Here is a 22,482-nt window from a genome sequence, read left to right as displayed (position 1 = left end):
ATAAATCCTGTTTTGGTTAATTACAATGCAAAAATAAAACACAAATCTGGAGAACGGCTACAATAAAAAGGCTGTTCCAAAAAAGTCATTAGTAATGCTTTGTCATTTTGACGAAGGAAAAATATTTTATAAATAATTTAGAGATTCTTCACTTCACTTCGTTACATTCAGAATGAGGTTTCTGGAACAGCTTTTTTATTACTGCTCAAAATATTCAAAGGCTTCTATTATATCGAGATAAACCCCGTTAAAGCCAACATTTAGTATTTTATCAAGGTATGAGTCTGGAGTGTTGTAAATTATATTTTTCCATTCGTCATTCCAGTATTGCACGGTGTAATTACCTTCCCAACTTGGATTTTCGGCTTCAAGCCATTCGGGTGTTCCGGTAGTCCAGCCGCTTTGCCAGTAGTAACGGTAGTCCTCGGCCTCCCCTATAGACATGTAGCAAATTACCATACGGTTACCACCGTTTGCCTTGGTTTTAAGCTGAGTGATTTCCTGTTGGGTAAAACTCTCCCCACCAAGAAACATATCCATTAACACCACATCATAATTTGTCGCTGCCACAGCTGTGATAAAATCCTGCTTTGTAGTAAAATTTTCAGGATTAATTAGGTAAAGGAAATTTTTAGCATCACTAAGATGATTAATATCATTAGCGTTTTCGTTATACGGAGCTTCCTGCGGTATAACATTAAGCTCCCTTTGCGGAGCCGCCATAGATATATAACCATTATCTTCATTACGGGTGTATGAATCTGTCACTTTAGATGCTGTGGTACAGTAATCAGTAACCAGTATTGTTTTACCAAACTCTTTTGATCTGTCTAAAAATTCCATAAGATAATTGCTCTCATCTGTAGGAGTAGCAATATCATCAGAGTCATATCCGTAAAGCAGATCTTCCTGACCGTGTCCGTCTATAGCATTTAGGTATGGAATATTAAGTGGCCCAAACGGGTCTCCGTCGTTGGTAAGCAACTCAATACCGTTTTGAGGTATTATTGCAAAATTACCGTTTGAAGCTTTACCTTTCATGCTGATACTCATTACAAGCTGGCGCATTTCCTGCCTGTAATCAATAATAGTCTCCCCCGGGGTTTCGCCTGTATTATTACTATTTCCGGGTCCGGTATCGTCCATATCATTATGGCACGAAAGCAGTAAAAATGCCGTGATAGGCAATAAAAGTTTCTTCATTGTTTGGTTTATAGTGGTTGTGGTATGTATTCTTAAACTCTTTTATAATTAGTAACCCATTCTAAAAAAGCATCTATCTTTTCGGGGTTATCCTGTAACCATAATTCTACCTGTGTATTTTGTATATCCTGATGTATGTAGTACATAAAAGTTTCATACATCTCTTCATTTTTAGCCAGATTATAGAAAAAATCAACATAATAATCCCACCAAAAACCTTTCTTTTTCTTGTTTTCCTTTAGTTCACCTAACACCATAAAAAAGGACTTCGTATTATCGGCAAAAAATTCAAAATCTGATTTGTCGGCATATTCTTCATCCCTCCTCAATGCCTGAGACATGGAAAGCAAAGCCTCTGCACCTCCAAACTCACTATCAATTGCCAAAGAGTTTAATGTGATATTCACATTATTATCATCCTTAAATTCTACGCCTAGGCTATGGTGTTTTTTAACAAGAGTAAGTGCCTCATTTGCCCTTTTCCCTGTCGGCTCAATAATAAGGAAATTATACAGCGCTAACAGTGATTTTGTCCTTTCCTCATAATTCAGTTTACCTAACAGTAAATGACTACTGCCGTGTAAAGGGTTTTGATATAGCCCCTCCTGAAGGTAATTTTCAGCTTCATCATATTCTTCCAGCCTACACTCTACTATTGCAAGGGAGTAGTATAACGAATGAAACTGAGGAGCAACCTTAATCCCCTTTTTAAAAACTTTTATTGCCTCCTTGTGCTTCCCAGAATAATCGAGAGCCACTCCTTTAATGTAATACCCCTTAGGCATCATATCACTATCAGAATCAATAACGATATCAGCATACTTAATAGTATTATCAAACTCTTGTAATGATACGTATGACAGACACATTTCATAATAAGCCTCCCAGTTCTTATCATCCTCAGCTACTACCTCTTCATAAATGGCAATAGCTTCACGGTAATAACCCTTGTCATGGAGCTGTAACCCTTTACTTATTTTTTCTTTAGCTGTTTCCTGAGAAAAAACAGAAAAAGGAATCGCCACAAAGGCAAGGAAAAACAAAAGTTTCTTCATGGTTGTTGGTGTGATAGTTGGTTTATCTGTTTTAAGTGTTTAACGCATTCTGTTTTTTGCCTACATATATACCAAGAGCCACCACTGCGATCTCAAATGCCATAAACAGGTAATAACCCGTTTTTATTGTTACCCCAAAACTACCGGTTGTTACATAAATAAGTCCGCCTAAAAGGAAAACAAAAACGGTAAGGGCCGCAAAAAGCACCTGTTTACGTTGTCTGAACAAAGCTCCAACAAACTGAAATACCGTTGCTGCAAGTACTAAGGCCGAAAATACTATAAGTACCTTAAAAAACGGAGCTATAGGCACTTTAGCAAATCTTGGTAAACCTCCCGTAACTACATCCAGTAAATTAAAATCGCCCCATATAAACCAGTTATCTCCGGTTTCTCCTGCCCCTTCTGTTGTTGGTTTATAATTAAAAAACGGACTCGTTAATGTAATTGCTGTAACCATTGCAAAGATGTAAAACACCTTATCTAATAACTTATTTTTCATTTTATTATAATTAGTCTACTAAAAATACGGCATTGCTAAACAGTAGGTTTCCGTTTTCCCAAAAACCTCTGAACAACGGATTATCTACCATATAAATTACCTGTCCCTTACCCTTTTGCTCTACAGCAAACGTTACGGTATTCTCTAGGTTTTGCCTTAAATTCTTACCTATAAAACCGAAGCTGATATAGTTTTGAGGCACATAAGCCACATTCCAAACGTCTTTTAAAAGCTGATAATGCTTATCACTGGTTTTAAGGCTAAAATACTTATTACCTAAACCATAAGAAAGCGGATGACTTTTATCAATAACATTTTCAATAACAGCACCGGGTACCGATTCAGAAATTGACCTTCTTTCTGCATTTTTATAATCCATAAAACGGGCTTCAAGAGTTTCCTCTTCCCTGCGTTCCATTTCGGCTAGCTTATCAGCTTCAGATGCGAAGCGGGTTAAGCTGTATCCTTCTCTGTCTTCAAAAACAGTAAGCGCGTTACCAATAGCAATAACCTTACCACCTTCCTCAATAAAACTATCTAATTTATCTTTCTGGTTTTCATCTAAACTATAGTAACCGTCTGCCAGTAGTATGGTAGTAAACTGGCTAAAGTCTACTCTGTTTACATTTCTTATATCTATAATACTTAAAGGATATTCTATCATTTGGTCGAAATAGAACCATGCCTGCCCAAAATCGGTAGCACTAACCCCTTCTCCGGCAAGCAGTAATACTTTTGGCGCACTCAATAAAGGGTAAGATTCCCCGCCAAGATCTCCGCCTTCCAGTGAGAAACCGCTTTCCATAACCTCATAATCAGGTTTGTTTTCCAGCAGCATATCCATACTGTTTTTAAAATCATACAGATTTTGATTATCTCCCTTTAAAACAATAAGATCTCCCGGATTTATTTTAATCCCCCTAAAAGAAGATGCCTTTCTGGCAGAGCGAACCTTGATACCGCTTTTTAGTAAGCATGAAAGTGTTTTTGCCGATGCCCTGCCATTCCACGGAATGTAATAGGCATATACCCTTTCAAAATCCAACTTACCTTTATAGCTAACTTCGGTTTTCGTTTTAATTTTAAAACTATTCTTTAAAGCATAGCTCTCTACACCGTAAGCATAAGGTAGTGCCCATGCTGTAATATCGTAAGAAAGACTATCAGTCAGTTTTGGTGCCGACTCAAACAACACCTGTGTCAATATCGCTTTCGGCTGTTTTACATTAATGATAAGATCGTTTGGTTCAACCGTAAAATCTCTATCCGCATTATCCATATAACAGTATCCGTTAAGCTTTTTGGTATCGTTGGCATATGCAAACTGAATGTTATTGCGTTCCAGTAATTCGGCAAGCTGCTGAGTTTTTCCGCCGTTTTTAATAATATAGGTACTGTACTTCCCTTTAGGCTTTTCCTGAGCTTCTTTAAAATACTCTCTAAAGTTTTTAACCAGTTTGTCTTTTTGCCAAGAAGCAGTTTCAACAGCAGTTAACACGGCTTCTGTATGGTGGTCTATTCTATCCTGTAGGGTTAACACATTTCCGTTACTCATTACTACTGCCCTTCCGGCACCAATACCACCCTGCTCGTAAGTCATACCTACCGCTCCGTTAAAACTAGGGTAGGTATCTCCATAACTAGGATAAAACAAATCAAAACGTTCACGGGTATAATAATTCCATCCTTTAAGATCAAATCGTTTTGAGGTCATTTCACCTATAGCCATATGGAAATCCTTTTGTGCCTGCGTAATGTACTCATGCATAGGTTCTGCCGCAGGCGGGAAGAAATAAGGCTCGTTATAACCCATTTCGTGTACATCTACATGTACCATTGGTATCCATTTATTGTAAAGTTTAATACGTTGTTGTGATTCGGCCTGAGTTTGCCAAGCCCAGTCACGGTTAAGGTCGTACGCATAATGGTTTTGCCTTCCGCCCGGCCATGGCTCCATGTGCTCCCTGTCGGTATGTCCCGGGTGTAGCATTTGCCCGGTTACATCCCTTAGCCAGTTTCCGTAACGGGAATATCCGTCAGGATTTAGGCAGGGATCTAATATTACTATGGTGTTTTCAAGCCACTCCTTAGTCCTTTTATTATTAGGATTAATAAGCTCAAAGGCTACGCTCATGGCACTTTCGGCAGCTCCGGGTTCGTTACCGTGAACATTAAAACTAAGCCATATTATCGCCTTATCGTTAACCTTAGCAGGCTTTTCGGCAAGCATACCTATTTGGTATAAATGATTTTTCCTTATACCCTCTAATTCCTTTAGGTTTTGAGGGGTAGATATATAATAAGCATTAAGGCTCCTGTCCTGATAGGTGTAGCCATATTGCTTTTTAAGTATATAATCTGAATTTTCTGTTAGATGGTTAAAGTAGTTTTCCAGTTCATGGTAATAGCTTACCTGACTTCCGTAACCGGGAATAAATTCGGCCGGACTTTGCAGTTGGGCCTGAACTGCTACCGTAAAAAGCAGTAACAGATTATAAAACAACTTCTTCATTGAGGGTCTATATTTAAATACCAAATGTAAGCAATTTGCGCAATTTGCGTTAGTAATGCTAAAACGAACTTATTATTAAGATGGCTTTATCTCAATTATTAAAACATAAATAGCTCCCTAAAAAAGTGAAATTTTTAAGTCTAATACATTTATTGACTTAAACCTACGATTTTTTGCATCAGAAGAAAAGCAATAAAACCCGATGAACTACATCTTTCACAATTAAATTCTGATTGATTCAATTATTTTTTAATTATATCACTAATTTTAGTTAAAAATTTAAATTAAAAATAACAATTAAAACTTTTTATATATAAATTTGCTTTACCCCAACCACATTCATACTGTGAAGATTAGCTAATTAAAAGTAAACTAAGTACAGTAAATTTAAAACATTATGAAACGCACCTTCCGACTAATTACTGCCCCCACGGTAATGGTTCTGATGATGGTAGTAGCTGCGTGCAGCAGGTTACCCCATGAACAGGATAACGACGGGAAACAGGAAATGAAACAACAGGAAAAGGCATTGACCAATTCTCCTGAACATATTAACGACCTTAAGCCAATTAAACCAAAGGCCTAGGCTACTTGTTACAAAAAAAATCAAAACCATAAGAATACTACACTAAAACCTGTTGGACAACCAACGGGTTTTATCATTTTAAATAAAAAATTAAGAAAATTTTAGTCTGAATATTTTTCATTTTTTATTGCTAAACATAGGCTTAAGGTTCTGTGGTTTCAATCACAATTATTATCTTTGCATGCTTTAAAACAAAAATACAATGCGTATATCCTACAATTGGTTAAAACAATTTATAAAATTAGACTGGAACTCAGATGAAACTGCTAACCTACTTACAGATCTTGGCCTTGAAGTAGAAGGTGTAGATAAGTTTGAGTCGCTTAAAGGCGGACTGGAAGGTGTAGTTGTAGGCCATGTACTTACATGTGTACAGCACCCTAATGCCGACAGGTTAAGGGTTACAACTGTAGACCTAGGCGATGGTAATGCTCCCGTACAAATTGTTTGTGGTGCACCAAATGTAGCAGCAGGACAAAAAGTACCTGTGGCAACAATTGGCACCAACCTTTATGACAAGGAAGGTAACCCGTTCCAAATTAAAAAAGGAAAAATACGCGGTGAAGAAAGCTTCGGGATGATTTGTGCCGAAGACGAACTTGGTATAGGTGAAAGTCATGACGGTATTATGATTCTTGACGAAGACCTAAAACCGGGCACTCCCCTTTCTAAAGTATTTAATATTGAAACCGATGAGGTTTTTGAAATAGGACTTACGCCAAACCGTGCCGATGCTATGAGCCACTGGGGTGTTGCCCGTGACCTGCGTGCCGGTATGATTCAGCGTAATGTAAATACCGAACTTATTACTCCATCAGTAAGTAATTTCAGGATAGACAAACGTACCCTTAAAATTGATGTTAAGGTAGACGATAATAAACTTACACCTCGTTACTGTGGTGTAACCATTTCGGGCGTTACGGTACAACCTTCACCAGCATGGCTACAAAACAGGCTTATGGCTATTGGTATTACACCAAAAAACAATATTGTAGACGTTACTAACTATGTAATGCACGAATTGGGCCAGCCACTACATACTTTTGATGCAGGAAAAATAAGAGGTAATAAAATTATTGTTCAAACCGCCGAAGCAGGAACTAAATACATTACACTTGATGATGTTGAGCGCACACTACATGAGGATGACCTTATGATTTGTGATGAAAACGGACCAATATGTATTGCAGGGGTTCTTGGCGGAAAAAGATCGGGCGTTAACGAAAACACAGCTTCTATATTCCTGGAGAGCGCATACTTTAACCCGGTATCCATTAGAAAAACAGCAAAAAGACACGGTATAAATACTGATGCTTCTTTCCGTTTTGAAAGAGGTATTGACCCAACCATTACCGAATATGCACTTAAAAGAGCAGCCCTGCTTATACAGGAAACTGCAGGTGGCGAAATCACATCAGATGTTATAGACATTTACCCTAAAAAGATGGAAGACCATCAGGTATTTGTTAACTTCAAAAATGTAGAGAGAGTAATTGGTCAGGAAATAAACAAAGAGACTATTAAAAAGATATTAGTATCGCTGGATATTAAAATCAACAGTATGTCTGACGCCGGTATTGGTCTTGTTATTCCTTCTTACCGTGTGGATGTAGAAAGAGAAATAGATGTAATTGAAGAGATATTAAGGGTATATGGCTACAATAATGTGAGTTTTTCACAAAAGCTTAATGCCTCAATGTCAAACGCAGCACGTACCGAAGATTACAAACTGCAAAATATAATTGCAAATCAGTTGGTTTCTGTTGGCTTTAACGAAATGATGGCCAACTCGCTTACCTCTCCTGATTATGTTAAGCTAAGCGAAAACCTGAAAGAAGAGTTTAACGTTTTAATGCTTAATCCTCTAAGTAGTGACCTTTCGGCAATGCGTCAATCATTATTGTTTAGCGCACTGGAGGCTGTTTCTTTCAACATAAACAGAAGAAGAAGCGACCTTAAGTTCTTTGAGTTTGGTAAATCATACCACAAGTTACCTTCAGGTTACGATGAAAACAAGCACCTAACACTTACCCTAACAGGTAACCGTATTCAGGAAAGCTGGACTCAGGCTCAAAAACCTTCAGACTTCTTTATGTTTAAAGGGTATGTAGACATGATACTACAACGCCTTGGCATTAATAAAGTACAAACGCAACCTGCCACTAACGATGTGTTTAGTGAAGGACTTGCTTACACCCTGGGAAACGAAACTTTAGTTGAGATGGGTGTGGTTAAAAAACAGGTATTGAAGCACTTTGATATTAAACAGGAAGTATTCTTTGCCGATTTTAACTGGGGCGCAGTAATAAAAGTAGTTTCTGCAAAAATCAAATTTACAGAGATTGCTAAGTTCCCTGAGGTAAGACGTGACCTTGCACTTCTTATAGATAATGAAGTATCGTTCCAAAACATTTATGCCATTGCAAGACAAACTGAAAAATCGTTACTAAAAAACATTAACCTGTTTGACGTATATGAAGGTAAAAACCTTCCGGAAGGCAAAAAATCATATGCAGTAAGCTTTATCCTTCAGGATAACACAAAAACGCTTACAGACGTTCAGATTGATAAAATAATGGATAAAATAAGACAAAATCTGGAAACTCAAACCGGTGCCCAGTTAAGATAATACCAAACAATAAATAAAAGAGCCTCCCTAAACAGGAGGCTCTTTTATTACTTTTAACATCAATCAAAAAAAAATCCCTTCGGTTACCGAAGGGATTTTTTACAAGTATAATAAAACTATTTATTATTTTTTAAGCGCTTTAGCTTCGTCCATCATTTCAAGTCCCATGTAAAGGTTACTTAAAAGTGTTCTGAACTCATCTCTTTCCGGCTCTAAATCAAAAGCTTTCTTAACATTTACAAGAGCAGCCTTATAAATATCATCTCTTTTCTTTTTAAGCTCGTCATAACGCGCCATATCCTTTTTAGAAGTACCAAGGTTATTCATTTCCTTAACAATAACATCTTCTCCTGCAAGCTGAACGATACCCATGTTGTAGTAAGCATTAGCATATTTAGGATCTAACTCTACCGTTTTTTTGTAGTACTGCATAGCTTCGTCATTTTGACCAGACTGAGCCGAAGTAACACCAAGGTTAAAGTATAGATTAGGATCTTTAGAACCTTTATCTAATATACTCTGGATTGTTCTTTTATAACCATCCATATCGCCAGACTCATAGTATATTTGAGCTTCTGCCTGTAATAAACCTATATCATCAGGATTTTCCTTCTTAGCTTTTTCAATAGCTTTCATTGCTTTAGCGTTATCACCGTTATGGATATAAATAAGCGCAATGTTTTTGATGATATCACCTTTTATTGATGGATCTTTATGAACACCCGGATCTGTATATCCCTGCGCTTTCACATAAAGATCACGCGTAGCTTTATCAGAAAAATACTGAACCTCACCTTCAGGGCTTTTTGCAGTATAGCTAAGTCTTTTATTCGTAAAACCTAACTGATCTAACTGTTCAAAATACCTAAGCGCAGTATCAAAATCTTTAGCATTAACTGCAAAAGCAGCCGCGTTGTAAAGATTAATAGTATCTTTTTTATTCAGGTTATAAGCTGTTTCATATAATGGCACAGCCGCTTTGTAATTTTGTTGCTGACCAAAATTCTTAGCTATTTTTAAAACAGTAGCACTTACCTCAGGGTAAATCTCTGTTGTAATTTCCGGAGTATATTCTCTCTTACCGTTTTTCTCAAGCTCAATTACCTTCTCAAAATCAGCAATAGCACCATTTAAAGCGTTTTGATCCATTTTGGTCATAGCCATATATAGATCATAGTTACCTTTATAATAGTAAAAATCTGCTTTTTGCTTATCGTCTGCACTTCCCAGTAATGGTTCAGTCTTATCAATAAGCGATTTCATCTCCTGCATAATTTCCGGAGAAGAATCTTTTTTCATTAGCTTCTTCATAGCTTTAAGCTCATCTTTTTGAGCAAAAGCACCTATAGAAATTAATAAAGATGCAGCAATTGCATATTTAGCTTTCATTGTATTCTGGTTTTTTAAGTTTATTCCTTTTCCTGATTGTTTTCATTATCATCCTGAGCAGCAGCTTCACCTGTTACGCCATCAATATTTGTGATATCTTCTGCTTCGGCATCAATGATATCTTCGTCTTCTTCACGTAAAACTTTTGCTACAGCAGCGATAGAGTCGTTACCTTTAATATTAATCAGTCGTACACCCTGAGTGGCACGTCCCATAACCCTTAGGTCAGAAACACGCATTCTTATGGTAAGTCCTGATTTATTGATAATCATTAAATCATCATTATCGGTAACATTATTAATAGCAACTAATCCACCGGTCTTATCGGTAATATTAAGGGTTTTAACCCCTTTACCACCCCTGTTGGTTATCCTGTAATCATCCAGACTTGAACGCTTACCATAACCTTTTTCAGACACCACAAGGATTTCGCTTTCCATATCATTTACAGAAACCATACCAACTACCTCGTCGTTATCATCTTTAAGGGTAATACCACGCACACCCGATGCATTACGTCCCATTGGGCGCGTTTTGCTTTCTTCAAAACGAACAAGTTTGCCCGACTTAACCGCAAGCAGCACGTGGCTGTCTCCGGTAGTTAATTTAGCCTCTAACAACTCGTCGTCTTCACGAACGGTAATTGCATTAATACCATTTAACCTTGGGCGTGAATACTGCTCTAAAAGGGTCTTTTTAACAATACCTTTTTTAGTAGCCATAATCACATAGTGGTTATTAATGTACTCTTCGTTTTTAAGATCCTGTGTACAGATGAACGCCTTAACCTTATCATCATTCTCAATATTAATAAGGTTTTGTATAGCGCGTCCTTTACTTGTTTTGCTACCTTCAGGAATTTCGTAAACCCTCATCCAGAAACATTTACCTTTTTGGGTAAAGAATAACATGTACTGGTGGTTTGTAGCAGTAAACAGGTGCTCCAGGAAGTCCTGATCGCGGGTAGATGAACCTTTTTGTCCTACTCCACCCCTGTTTTGGGTTTTGTATTCAGAAAGCGGAGTACGCTTAATATAGCCTGCATGCGAAATGGTAATAACCACATTCTCATCAGCAATAAGGTCTTCAATACTTACATCGGCACCAGAATACTCAATTTGAGAACGGCGTTCGTCACCATATTTCTCTCTAACCTCTACAAGCTCCTCTTTAATAAGCTGCATTCTCAGCTCTTTGCTTTCTAATAATGCTTTCAATTCGGCTATCAGTTTCATGATCTCCTCATATTCAGCTCTCAGTTTATCCTGCTCCAGTCCTGTAAGCTGCCTTAAACGCATCTCTACAATAGCTCTGGCCTGAATTTCACTAAGCTTAAATCGCTCTATTAATTTTTCACGAGCCTCTTCTCCGTCTTTAGAACCACGAATAAGCGCGATAACTTCATCAATGTTATCTGAAGCAATAATAAGACCTTCTAATATATGTGCACGCTCTTCAGCCTTGCGAAGTTCATATTTAGTTCTTCTTACTACCACATCGTGCCTGTGCTCCACAAAGTAATGGATAAGCTCTTTAAGGTTTAATGTATGTGGTCTTCCGTTTACAAGTGCAATATTGTTTACACTGAAAGAAGACTGTAGTTGTGTATACTTATAAAGCATGTTAAGCACCACGTTTGGCACTGCATCCTTTTTAAGGATATACACAATACGCATACCTTTCCTGTCAGACTCGTCACGTATGTTTGATATACCTTCAATTCTCTTTTCGTTTACAAGGTCGGCAGTCTTTTTAATCATCTCTGCCTTATTTACCTGATAAGGAATTTCGGTAACAATAATACATTCTTTACCATCTACCTCTTCAAACCTTGCCTTACCGCGCAATACTACACGACCACGACCTGTTTTAAAGGCTTCACGAACTCCTTCATAACCGTAAATAACACCTCCCGTAGGGAAATCAGGTGCCTTTACATATTCCATCAGTTCATCTATCTCAATCTCGTTATTGTCAATATATGCCAGGGTACCGTCTACCACTTCACAAAGGTTGTGAGGCGGCATGTTAGTAGCCATACCTACTGCAATACCCGATGCACCGTTAATTAAAAGGTTAGGCACACGTGTAGGCATTACGGTTGGTTCCTGTAAGGTATCGTCAAAGTTTAACTGGAAGTCAACAGTTTCTTTTTCAAGGTCGGCCATAATATCCTCAGATATTTTTCGCATCCTTGCTTCAGTATAACGCATTGCTGCAGGACTGTCTCCGTCAATCGATCCGAAGTTACCCTGACCGTCTACCAAAAGATACCTCAAACTCCAGTCTTGTGCCATACGTACCATGGCATCATAAACAGAGGAGTCTCCGTGAGGGTGATACTTACCTAATACCTCTCCTACAATCCTTGCCGATTTTTTATAGGCTCTGTTAGAAAGAACCCCAAGTTCGTGCATTCCATAAAGTACTCTTCGATGTACGGGTTTCAAGCCATCTCTAACATCCGGAAGGGCCCTCGATACAATTACTGACATTGAATAGTCAATATAGGCCGATTTCATCTGGTCCTCGATGTTAATAGGAATTAACTTTTCTCCTTCAGACATAAATAGTTATATTAAAAATTATTTTTATTACAAAACGTGCCAATATACGCATTTTTATTGGCATCGTCCAGCTAAAAAACAATTAATTTACAACATTTATTAACACCTTAAATACGTTAAACAGTTAATAAAGTAATGCTATATAATTTCATTTTCTGCCTTTTTTTTCGTCTCTTAGCATGACAGGACCTTCTATAGGTATGGTTTTTGTAAAATCTTATTTAAATAGTTAAATTTACAGTATCAATTCTTTTATTATGGATGATAATTTTTCACCAAGGGTCAAAGACGTAATTACCTACAGTAAAGAGGAAGCTTTACGACTGGGCCACGACTTTATTGGTACAGAACATTTGATGCTGGGGATATTGAGGGACGGAAACGGCAAAGCAATTTCTATACTTAACAATATATCTGTTGATTTAGATCTTTTAAGAAGAAAAGTAGAAATATTAAGCCCTGCTAATCCTAACGCGGAGCGCGGGAACGATAAAAAGAACCTGCACTTAACGCGCCAGGCAGAACGTGCCCTAAGAACCACATTTCTGGAAGCCAAGGTTTTCCAGAGTACCTCTATCAGTACGGCACATTTACTGTTGTGTATTTTGCGCAACGAAAACGACCCTACAACAAAATTGCTTAATAAGCTAAAAATCGATTACGAAACCGTTAAAGAACAATTTATCAACATGACATCAAGCGAAGAAGACTATATGGAAAACCAGCCAAGGGCTGAGTCTTACAATGATGATGCAGGACAGGATGACAGTATGCGTGAAAGCACCTTTAATAACCCTACCCCGCAGGGTGGCAAAGCCAACAAAAAATCTAAAACTCCTGTTTTAGACAATTTTGGCCGAGACCTTACCGAACTTGCCGAAGAAGGCAAACTGGACCCTGTTGTTGGTCGTGAAAAGGAAATTGAGCGTGTTTCACAAATACTTAGCCGCAGAAAGAAAAACAATCCGCTGCTTATTGGTGAGCCCGGTGTGGGTAAATCGGCCATAGCAGAAGGACTGGCCCTGCGCATCGTACAGAAAAAAGTATCACGTATTCTATTCAACAAACGTGTGGTAACGTTAGATCTTGCCAGCTTAGTGGCAGGTACTAAATATCGCGGTCAGTTTGAAGAACGTATGAAAGCGGTGATGAACGAACTGGAAAAAAATGACGACATCATTTTATTTATAGACGAGATTCACACCATAGTAGGTGCAGGCGGTGCTACAGGTTCGCTGGATGCCAGCAACATGTTTAAGCCGGCATTAGCACGTGGCGAAATACAATGTATTGGTGCCACTACCCTGGATGAATACCGCCAGTATATAGAGAAAGACGGTGCACTGGAAAGGCGTTTCCAAAAAGTAATGGTTGAACCTACATCTGTAGAGGAAACCATCATTATACTTAACAACATTAAAGGTAAGTATGAGGAACACCATAATGTTAACTACACGCCGGAAGCAATTGAAGCTTGTGTGAAGTTAACTAACCGTTATATGACCGAGCGTTTCCTTCCAGACAAGGCTATTGATGCGCTGGACGAGGCTGGATCAAGAGTACATATTACCAATATTAATGTACCTAAACAGATTCTTGACCTTGAAAGGCAACTGGAAGAAGTACGTGAGCTTAAAAACTCTGTAGTTAAAAAACAGAAATATGAAGAGGCTGCAAAGCTTCGTGACGACGAAAAACGCATTGAAAAAGATCTTGCCATTGCCCAGGAGAAATGGGAAGAAGATGCTAAAAACAATCGTGTTACCGTTACCGAAGACAATGTGGCAGATGTTATCTCTATGATGACAGGTATTCCTGTAAACCGTATTGCACAAACCGAAAGCAACAAACTTGCCGGCCTGCCGGAACTTATTAAGAGTAAGGTTATAGGTCAGGATGATGCTGTTGTTAAGATTTCAAAATCAATTCAACGTAACCGTGCCGGACTTAAGGATCCTAACAAACCGATTGGATCGTTTGTTTTCCTTGGTCAAACCGGTGTAGGTAAAACTCAGCTGGCCAAGGTATTGGCTAAAGAACTGTTTGACTCTGAAGATGCGCTTGTACGTATTGACATGAGTGAATACATGGAGAAATTTGCCATATCAAGACTGGTAGGTGCGCCTCCGGGATATGTAGGTTATGAGGAAGGCGGACAGCTTACCGAAAAAGTGCGCAGAAAACCATACTGTGTTGTGCTTCTTGATGAGATTGAGAAAGCGCACCCAGATGTGTTTAATATGCTTTTACAGGTACTGGACGACGGTTACCTTACAGACAGCCTTGGCAGAAAAATTGACTTTAGAAACACTATTATAATAATGACATCAAACGTGGGTGCAAGACAGCTTAAAGACTTTGGTCAGGGAGTTGGTTTTGGTACTGCTGCCAAAAAAGCACAGGCCGACGAGCACAGCAAAGGTGTTATTGAGAGTGCTCTTAAAAAGACATTTGCGCCGGAGTTTATCAACAGGATAGACGATATCATTGTGTTTAATCCTCTTGAGAAAGAAGACATCGACAAAATTATCGATATCGAACTGGCTAAGCTATATGCCCGTATTAAAGACTTAGGGTACAACATTACCCTGTCTGAAAAGGCTAAAAACTTTATTGCCGACAAAGGTTTTGACAAGCAATATGGAGCAAGGCCACTAAAAAGAGCCATACAAAAGTATGTTGAAGATACACTTGCAGAAGAGATTATCACTTCTAAAATAGGTGCCGGAGACGAAATTTTTATGGATCTTGACGATAATGAACAAGAACTTGCTGTGACTATTAAAAAAGCGGAGAATCCGGCTAGTTAATAGTTTAGGATATATATTTAAAAAATCCCCGGCAGTAACAACTGTCGGGGATTTTTGTTTAACTACGCTCTGTTTGTTAATTAAATATATTAATACCCTCACAAAAACAAACAACTAAAAACCTCATAGTCAATTTGTGAGGATAGTAATATTAAATTTTAAATAAAAATACCGCTACCTCTTTACTTATATAAAAAAAGTAGTACTTTAGAAGTATATAATTATACTAAAATGTTTGACAAAGTTATTGTAGGCAGTGAAGAATGGTGCTCATTTCCGGGACTTGGCTTACCGGCTATTAAAGCCCGTGTAGACTCGGGTGCAAAAACCTCTGCCCTTCATGCCATTAACATCAATCCGTTTTTAAAAGATGGCGAAAGCTGGGTTAAGTTTGACATTAACCCCATACAAAACAACACCAAAACCATTATTCACTGTGAAGCGCCGCTTATTGACAAGCGAATTGTAAAAAGCTCCAGCGGATACAGGGAAAAACGCTATGTTATTAAAGCCAACCTTCAGGTGGGCGATACCATGTGGGAAGTTGAGGTTACCCTTACCAACCGCGACTCAATGGGTTTCCGTATGCTTTTAGGTCGTGAGGCCATGAGCGGACGCCTTTTGGTAGACCCAGAGCAAAAATACCTGCTGGGACAGCCTACTACCGAAAAACTTAAAGAATATTACAGCACTAACGACGAGCCTAAAAAAGGACTTCGTATAGGGCTTTTAGCCAGTAACCCTGAACTGTACAGTAACAGGCGTATTATGGAAGCAGGTGAACTTCGCGGACACGAAATGCACTTTCTTAACCTTAAGTACTGTTACATGAAACTGGATGCCGAAACTCCCGAAATACATTACAGGGGCGGCAGGGTACTTAATGACTTTGATGCTATTATACCGCGTATTCGTCCAAGCATGACGTTTTACGGTTGTGCACTTACCCGTCATTTTGAAGCACTAAAAGTATACAGCCTTAACTCGGCTGCAGCCATAAGTCAGTCACGAGATAAACTGTTCTCATTACAGTTACTGCTTAACAGTGGTATTGACATCCCTACTACAGGATTTGCCAACTCCCCTCTTGATACTAACGACCTTATTAAAATGGTAGGTGGTTCTCCGCTTATCGTTAAGCTGCTGGAAGGTACTCAGGGTAAAGGTGTTGTACTGGCAGAGACTAAAAAGGCGGCAGAGAGTGTTATAAATGCCTTTAAAAGCCTTAATGCTAATATTTTGGTACAGGAGTTTATTAAAGAGGCAAACGGTAAAGATATACGCTGTTTTGTAATAGACGGTAAAGTGGTAGCTTCCATACAGCGTGAAGCATTACCGGGAGAGTTTAGAGCTAACATCCACTTAGGTGGTACGGCCTCTGTTATAAAAGCCACTCCTGAAGAAAAAAGAATCGCCATTAAAGCAACCAAAGCTATGGGGCTTAAAGTGGCAGGTGTAGATATTATCCGTTCCTCTAAAGGTCCGTTATTGCTTGAGGTAAACTCCTCACCGGGGCTTGAAGGTATTGAAGGCGCTACTAATAAAGATATCGCCGGAGAAATGATACTCGCCATCGAAAAGAATTTTAAAATCTAAAAAACATATAATTATGGCAATAATTTCTTCTTCAATAATAGTTATAGTGGCAATGCTCCACCTTTACATTTTTTGGTTAGAAAGCTTTGCCTGGACAACAAGAGGCAGGAAAGTTTTTAAAAAGTTTCCTGCCGAACTTTTTGAAAAAACAAAACCTATGGCTGCCAACCAGGGTTTATATAATGGTTTCCTGGCTGCCGGGCTGTTATGGTCACTGCTTATTGAAACTCCCGATTGGAGGTTTAACGTAGCCATGTTCTTTTTAGGATGTGTTGCGGTTGCAGGATTATTTGGTGCGGCTACGGTGCAAAAAAGTATTTTTTATATTCAGTCGGTTCCCGCCATTGTAGGCATGGTTTGTCTTTATTTTAATATTTAATTATGAAGTATATCACTATTATAGTAGTATTTTTATTGGGTTCGATAATCATGATTGTAGGTGCTCTTTTTAAACTAATGCACTGGCCAAACTCACAGCTAATGCTAATATCAGCTTCAATCTTACAGATTATCGCCGTTATAATGCTAATAATAAAACTATTAACCAATAAGGATAAAAACAGTTTTCTAAACAAATAAGCTATGAAACTTAAAACAGCTATACTAACACTTGGGCTGCTCCTGCCCCTATGGGGCTTTAGTCAGGATGACGGCTGTTTAAAATTTAAGAACGGTACTTTTAAAGTAACCGATCCCGAAACCAAAAAGGTTTGTATTATTACCCGTAAGGGAGATACACAAACAGAAAGAATGGAAGACTCTGACCAAACCTATGATTTTAAAATCACATGGGTAGATAAATGTAAGTATACCGTTAAGCCTACAGCCACAACTATTGAAAGGAACAGGGAAGTGCTTAAAGCAGGAACACTTACGGTTGAAATCGTAAAAACAACCGACTCTTCATACACACAAAAGGTAATGGTAGAAACCAATCCTAATTTTACCCGTTATGATGAGGTTTATATTGTAAAGAAAAAGGAAAAGAAAACCCTTGATTAATGGTAAAAAAATTACACCTTACACTTCTTTTTTTCACGTTAACCATTTGTTGTTTTGCCCAGGATACCAAACCTTCTATAACTCCTGATGATTTTCCGATAACAAACAATCTATTAACTCAACATAAAGACCCCTACCCTGAAGGCGATCATGTTTGGTTTACAAACACAGAGTTAAAACAAACCCTTGTTTTTGAATTAGGAACAGATTATCATAGGTATAAAACTTATCTGTTTTACAACAACATTATTCCGGAAGATTTATTAAACGACGATTGGTTTTCATCGGCACAAAATACTTCAAATAAAGTTGAGGTATTTAAAACCTATATCAAAAATGCTACCCCTATAAATAAAAACTACTTTACTTCCTTACAGGGAATTGAGTTGGGACAAACTAAAAAACAAATACTTACACTGTATCCCTATAGTGCTGATGAGGTTACAGTTACCGAAGACCTAGAGAAATACACATGGAATTTTATTGGCAACATCATCGTTGATCTGCAGCCAGAAATACAAAATGATAAGCCTTTAGCTAAAAGTAGTTTCGGTTATCACTTTACCACTTATTTTAAAAATGATATTTTAGTAGGGTTAATTTTAGTAAACGACATTCCCTAACACATGGCAAAACAAAACGTATTAAGAGTAAACTACAAATTAATAGACTGACTAATTAACCAGAACCTTTATGGATATTGTTTTTATAATCGTTTTTATACTTACCCTTCTCATTATAATAAGCAACTTCAGTTCGGGTGCTAAAGCTGTGCGTGAGCGTACTCCTAAAGGCATTAAAGAAAAAAAACAGAAAGAGCTTATAAAAGAAAAACAAAAAGCCTGGGTAAATGACGACCTTATATACGACCCCGAAACAGGTGCAAAAATTACTTTAGAACAGGCACAGTCGGGAGTTTGGGATTTACCATCAGAAGAAGAAAAAGCTAAACATGAAGAAGAGCAGAAAATTTTCCTTAACGAACAGGGTATTGAAGCGGGACATCTTTTTGAACATTTAAAGGAAAAAGGATTTAAAGCAAAAAAACTCAACGACGAACAAATCGAATTTTTAGAGCAATCGGCACTACTCACCCAATATGACGACTGGGGCTATACCGAATGCTTTATTAATAATGATGAAACAGTAGTTTTTTCTCCTTATGTAAAGTTAAAAAGACTTCATTATGAAGAATCACAACTTATGGTTTGGATAAAAGTAAATCATGCATCGGGACACTACTATATGGAACCCAAAAACACTACAAATAAGCTTTTAGGGAGCTTTGTACATAAAGAAGATGTCAAAGTAGAAAATTATAGCACATATACTTTAAAAAAAGGTTTTGATGTTACCAATGCTAAAAAAATACTTGAAAAATTTAGCAATGAAAAAGGATTACAGGTTGAACTAAACAATAATAACCTGCTTATTAAAACTTTGGTTACACCAAACAGAGATGACTTTGAAAGGATAGAAAAATTAATGTAATAAAAAATTCCATAACTTGGTAGTATATAAAACAACCAATCACCAACTGAAATGGAAATTTTGGAAACCAACAGATTACGCCTCAGGAAACTTACCCCTATGGTAATGGATCAGGTTTTTACCACAATGAACGACCATTCCATAATCGACTTTCTGGGTCTTGCCGATTTTGAATCTCTCGAAAAAGAAAAAGAACGTTACAAAAAAGGACTGCAAACCTACAATAGGAGCTTTGTAAATTTTCAGCTTTTGGAAAAAGAAACCAATCGTGTAATAGGCGGTTGCGGCTTTCATACCTGGTATCCGTTGCATGACCGCGCCGAAATAGGCTACGGCCTGTTTTACGACAGTGATAAGCAAAAAGGACTCATGACCGAAGCTGTTAACACAGTACTTGATTATGGCTTTACAAAAATGAACCTGCACCGTGTGGAAGCACTTACCGCAACCTATAACACTGGTTCGCTTAAAATACTGGAACATTTCAATTTTACTTTTGAAGGCACTTTGCGTCAGCATTATAATGTAAACGGTAAAATGGAAGATTCTGTAATGTACTCGCTTTTAAAACATGAGTATCAAAACCGTATATCATGAAGAAAGTCATATCATTAATAGCAGTATTTATATTGGTTTCATGTGCTTCCGACAGAAATGTACCAAGAAACGCTATGATCCACTCGGAGGAACTGGAAACCATTGCCAATAAAATATTTCCGCTTTTTGACTACGAGATAGAAATAGGAGAGAATTATCTGGATAGTTTACCTTTAACTAAAAAAGAAATAAGGCTTTTAAAATATAAACTCAAATGCCCTGAGATTTATATTAATTATGACGAAAAACCAGATGAGAATATAGACAGCCTTGTAGTTTTTAAAAGTGGTGGTTACTGGGTAAAGCAAAGACAGGTAATAATTGATATGCGAAAAAAACCAAGAACCACCCTACCCTGCGACTGTTCTGCCATTAAAAACAGAACGTATTATAAAACCGACAAAGCTATAATACCAATATCGTAATATACATTATGAGTAAACCAACACCAGCGGAACAGGTAACACAACACATAGCCAAAATGACACCACAGGTCGCCCAAACCATGCAGGCGATACGCGAGGTGATACTGGAAACCTCTCCCCAAATTGGCGAACATATAAAATGGAACTCTCCCGCTTTTTATTATACAGGAGAAATAAAGGCTTTTGATGCTAAAGAATACAAAAGGGATCTTGTGGTATACAATTTGAGGAAGAACGGCATTATTATGCTTGTTTTCCCCACAGGAGCTACTATTAATGATACTACAGGGATACTGGAAGGTAATTATACTGATGGACGCCGTATAGTAACCGTTACTGATATAACCGACCTCCAAAATAAAAAACAGGCTTTACAAACCGTAATTAAACAATGGTTAGACCTTATTGAAAAATGAAATTTGAAAAACCCCTAATCATATTGCTAACCTTTTTCCTGTTTTCTTTTCAGTCGGATAAAAACAGTAGCAATGTTATGGGTAAATGGTTATGGGTAAAGTTTACCGCAGATATGAACATGGAGTTTATAAAATCTGATAAACTGGACGAGCACAGATGGGGCTTTGAATTAAAAGAAAACGGCAATGCTGTATACATGTATAAAGATCCCTCCTCTTCCGCCTGTGGGCATCCTTCATTTCTCCCCCATTTTATAGCTACAGAAGCACAATGGTACTGGAAAAAAGATTCGGTTATCTGTTTTAAGTACACTTACAATAAGGCGCTGGAAAATACTTGCTATAAAATAATTAAAAAGCAGGATAACCAAATGACTCTACTTAAAATTGAATAACCTTAAAAATACAACAGCTATGAAAATATACAAACACACCTTCCTCTACATTGCTTTTTTATTGCTTTCCGTATCCGGATTTGCACAAAACTCTAACTTATACAAAGCGTGGCTACCTACCGGTAAACACGGCGATGTTTACACTTATGAAGCCATTAATGACATTGGTGCTTATCCTAATGCTTTTATATTTGATAAAAGCGGAACTTTACTGGAAAAGTATAAAGGTGTAAATTGTGGGACCAGTAAAGTGCGTGGCACAGATAAAGACGTTAACACTACACCTAAAACTCAGGTATTGGGGAAATGGCGCTGGTTAAAACCATCGGTAATAGAGGTCGAAACAAAAGAGAGAGACACACTTATCAGTAAAAAATATAAAGTATCTAAAGTAGATGACACCTCATTAATACTTATCGATTTACATTAATTCTACAATATTTATAAATGCGATTTAAATTCTATTACTGCCTTGGGCTAACAGTGCTTTTATATAACTGTAATAATAAAGGAGGCACAACAAATTACGAACAAGAGGTTAACAGCAACCCTACAACTGCTATTACAGAAACTCATGAGGAAAATACTGTAATTGTAAACTGCGATACTTTGCAATTAAAAAACTCAAAAGCTACCCTTTATTTATTTGGGAGCTTTGAAGATGAAGATAGTAATAATACCATTTTCATGCTTACACAAAACGGTAAAACAATAATACATGACAGTATTATAAGTAATCGTTTTAAACTACTGTATAAAGATTTTACAGGCGATTCTATAAACGATTTACTGATTCATCATTATACAGGTACGCGTAGTAATGAATTTTACAATTTATATATTACTGATACCTTAAACAACAGGCTGAAAAGAATAAAAGGATTCGAGAAAATCCCTAATCCCAGGTATGACAATGACTACAACCTTATAACCTGTTACGGATTAACCGGTACAAACTATGTGAAGTTCTACCACATTGAAAACGACACCATACTAGATTATGGTATTACTGTTGAGGATGATTTAATGCCCGAAAATAATTTTGAAGAAAGATATCGGCAGGCCGTAAACAAAATAAAAACGAAACAACATCAATAAAAAATCCCCAACCGAATGGTTGGGGATTTTAATTTTATATGGTGTTCAGGTTTATGGCCTGTACTTGATTACTTTTTTGGAAACACTTCCGTTATCAGTAGTAATATCAAAGATATACTGAGCGGCTTCCAGCGCATCGATATCCACTTTGTTTGTACCTGTGGTTACCGTTTGCTGTTTTACAAGTCGTCCGTTAATATCATAAACAT

At 37.6% G+C, this 22,482-nt stretch carries 22 protein-coding genes; 15 read left to right on the top strand and 7 right to left on the bottom strand.

The features are described 5' to 3' along the window. Window positions 1-198: 198 nt before the first annotated feature. Genes V3Z67_RS12195 through V3Z67_RS12180 form a run of 4 tightly spaced genes read right to left on the bottom strand, consistent with a single transcriptional unit; the run spans window position 199 to window position 5,272 of the window. A complete protein-coding gene (locus V3Z67_RS12195) occupies window positions 199-1,203 on the bottom strand; it encodes an endo alpha-1,4 polygalactosaminidase (RefSeq protein WP_330443571.1) in 1,005 nt (334 codons plus the stop codon). Window positions 1,204-1,235: 32 nt separating this feature from the next. Then, entirely contained in the window at window positions 1,236-2,258 is a 1,023-nt protein-coding gene (locus V3Z67_RS12190; protein ID WP_330443570.1) for a tetratricopeptide repeat protein, read from the bottom strand. 31 nt (window positions 2,259-2,289) lie between these two features. Next, a complete protein-coding gene (locus V3Z67_RS12185; protein WP_330443569.1) occupies window positions 2,290-2,760 on the bottom strand; it encodes a hypothetical protein in 471 nt (156 codons plus the stop codon). Window positions 2,761-2,770: 10 nt separating this feature from the next. Continuing rightward, complete coding sequence (locus tag V3Z67_RS12180) at window positions 2,771-5,272, bottom strand: M14 family zinc carboxypeptidase (protein WP_330443568.1); 2,502 nt, start codon at window positions 5,270-5,272, stop codon at window positions 2,771-2,773. Window positions 5,273-5,669: 397 nt separating this feature from the next. On the opposite strand from V3Z67_RS12180, the gene V3Z67_RS12175 reads away from it, so the two are divergent. Then, window positions 5,670-5,858, top strand: coding sequence for a hypothetical protein (locus tag V3Z67_RS12175; RefSeq protein WP_330443567.1), 189 nt, complete (start codon window positions 5,670-5,672; stop codon window positions 5,856-5,858). 202 nt (window positions 5,859-6,060) lie between these two features. Then, window positions 6,061-8,487 carry a phenylalanine--tRNA ligase subunit beta gene (pheT, locus tag V3Z67_RS12170; RefSeq protein WP_330443566.1) on the top strand — a complete coding sequence of 809 codons (2,427 nt, stop codon included), beginning with the start codon at window positions 6,061-6,063 and terminating at the stop codon, window positions 8,485-8,487. 123 nt (window positions 8,488-8,610) lie between these two features. On the opposite strand, the gene V3Z67_RS12165 is transcribed toward pheT, so the two are convergent. Further along, window positions 8,611-9,876: a tetratricopeptide repeat protein gene (locus V3Z67_RS12165; RefSeq protein WP_330443565.1), complete on the bottom strand. Its 1,266-nt coding sequence runs from the start codon at window positions 9,874-9,876 to the stop codon at window positions 8,611-8,613. 20 nt (window positions 9,877-9,896) lie between these two features. Then, a complete protein-coding gene (gyrA, locus tag V3Z67_RS12160; protein WP_330443564.1) occupies window positions 9,897-12,443 on the bottom strand; it encodes a DNA gyrase subunit A in 2,547 nt (848 codons plus the stop codon). A gap of 257 nt (window positions 12,444-12,700) precedes the next feature. Here gyrA and V3Z67_RS12155 point away from each other — a divergent pair, with 257 nt between their 5' ends. From V3Z67_RS12155 to V3Z67_RS12095, 13 genes are all read left to right on the top strand, one after another. After that, window positions 12,701-15,253 (top strand): ATP-dependent Clp protease ATP-binding subunit, encoded by a 2,553-nt coding sequence (locus V3Z67_RS12155; RefSeq protein WP_330443563.1) that lies wholly within the window; start codon window positions 12,701-12,703, stop codon window positions 15,251-15,253. 231 nt (window positions 15,254-15,484) lie between these two features. Continuing rightward, window positions 15,485-16,849: a 30S ribosomal protein S6--L-glutamate ligase gene (rimK, locus tag V3Z67_RS12150; protein WP_330443562.1), complete on the top strand. Its 1,365-nt coding sequence runs from the start codon at window positions 15,485-15,487 to the stop codon at window positions 16,847-16,849. 13 nt (window positions 16,850-16,862) lie between these two features. Next, window positions 16,863-17,228 (top strand): DUF1304 domain-containing protein, encoded by a 366-nt coding sequence (locus V3Z67_RS12145; protein ID WP_330443561.1) that lies wholly within the window; start codon window positions 16,863-16,865, stop codon window positions 17,226-17,228. A 2-nt stretch (window positions 17,229-17,230) separates the two neighbouring features. Continuing rightward, window positions 17,231-17,428, top strand: coding sequence for a GldL-related protein (locus tag V3Z67_RS12140; RefSeq protein WP_330443560.1), 198 nt, complete (start codon window positions 17,231-17,233; stop codon window positions 17,426-17,428). A 3-nt stretch (window positions 17,429-17,431) separates the two neighbouring features. After that, complete coding sequence (locus V3Z67_RS12135) at window positions 17,432-17,851, top strand: hypothetical protein (RefSeq protein WP_330443559.1); 420 nt, start codon at window positions 17,432-17,434, stop codon at window positions 17,849-17,851. Continuing rightward, entirely contained in the window at window positions 17,851-18,474 is a 624-nt protein-coding gene (locus V3Z67_RS12130; RefSeq protein WP_330443558.1) for a hypothetical protein, read from the top strand. Before V3Z67_RS12135 ends, V3Z67_RS12130 begins: the two co-directional genes overlap by 1 nt. A gap of 70 nt (window positions 18,475-18,544) precedes the next feature. Further along, on the top strand, window positions 18,545-19,342 hold the full coding sequence (locus tag V3Z67_RS12125; RefSeq protein WP_330443557.1) for a hypothetical protein: 798 nt from the start codon (window positions 18,545-18,547) through the stop codon (window positions 19,340-19,342). Between the two features lie 51 nt (window positions 19,343-19,393). Continuing rightward, on the top strand, window positions 19,394-19,939 hold the full coding sequence (locus V3Z67_RS12120; RefSeq protein ID WP_330443556.1) for a GNAT family N-acetyltransferase: 546 nt from the start codon (window positions 19,394-19,396) through the stop codon (window positions 19,937-19,939). Then, on the top strand, window positions 19,936-20,364 hold the full coding sequence (locus V3Z67_RS12115; RefSeq protein ID WP_330443555.1) for a hypothetical protein: 429 nt from the start codon (window positions 19,936-19,938) through the stop codon (window positions 20,362-20,364). The genes V3Z67_RS12120 and V3Z67_RS12115 overlap by 4 nt, the downstream gene beginning before the upstream one ends. Before the next feature lie 8 nt (window positions 20,365-20,372). Then, window positions 20,373-20,780 carry a DUF1801 domain-containing protein gene (locus tag V3Z67_RS12110; protein WP_330443554.1) on the top strand — a complete coding sequence of 136 codons (408 nt, stop codon included), beginning with the start codon at window positions 20,373-20,375 and terminating at the stop codon, window positions 20,778-20,780. Further along, a complete protein-coding gene (locus tag V3Z67_RS12105; protein WP_330443553.1) occupies window positions 20,777-21,175 on the top strand; it encodes a hypothetical protein in 399 nt (132 codons plus the stop codon). The genes V3Z67_RS12110 and V3Z67_RS12105 overlap by 4 nt, the downstream gene beginning before the upstream one ends. Before the next feature lie 19 nt (window positions 21,176-21,194). Further along, the gene (locus V3Z67_RS12100) at window positions 21,195-21,605 is read left to right on the top strand and encodes a hypothetical protein (RefSeq protein WP_330443552.1); all 411 of its coding nucleotides are present in this window, start codon (window positions 21,195-21,197) and stop codon (window positions 21,603-21,605) included. A 17-nt stretch (window positions 21,606-21,622) separates the two neighbouring features. Then, entirely contained in the window at window positions 21,623-22,273 is a 651-nt protein-coding gene (locus V3Z67_RS12095; protein WP_330443551.1) for an XAC2610-related protein, read from the top strand. Window positions 22,274-22,324: 51 nt separating this feature from the next. On the opposite strand, the gene V3Z67_RS17460 is transcribed toward V3Z67_RS12095, so the two are convergent. Then, on the bottom strand, window positions 22,325-22,471 hold the full coding sequence (locus V3Z67_RS17460; RefSeq protein ID WP_442902268.1) for a T9SS type A sorting domain-containing protein: 147 nt from the start codon (window positions 22,469-22,471) through the stop codon (window positions 22,325-22,327). Window positions 22,472-22,482 lie beyond the last annotated feature (11 nt).

The sequence above is a fragment of the Flavobacterium sp. C4GT6 genome (assembly GCF_036347315.1).
Taxonomy (GTDB): domain Bacteria; phylum Bacteroidota; class Bacteroidia; order Flavobacteriales; family Flavobacteriaceae; genus Flavobacterium.
Note: the sequence above shows the minus strand (reverse complement) of the source record. Positions and strands in the feature narration are given on the sequence as shown.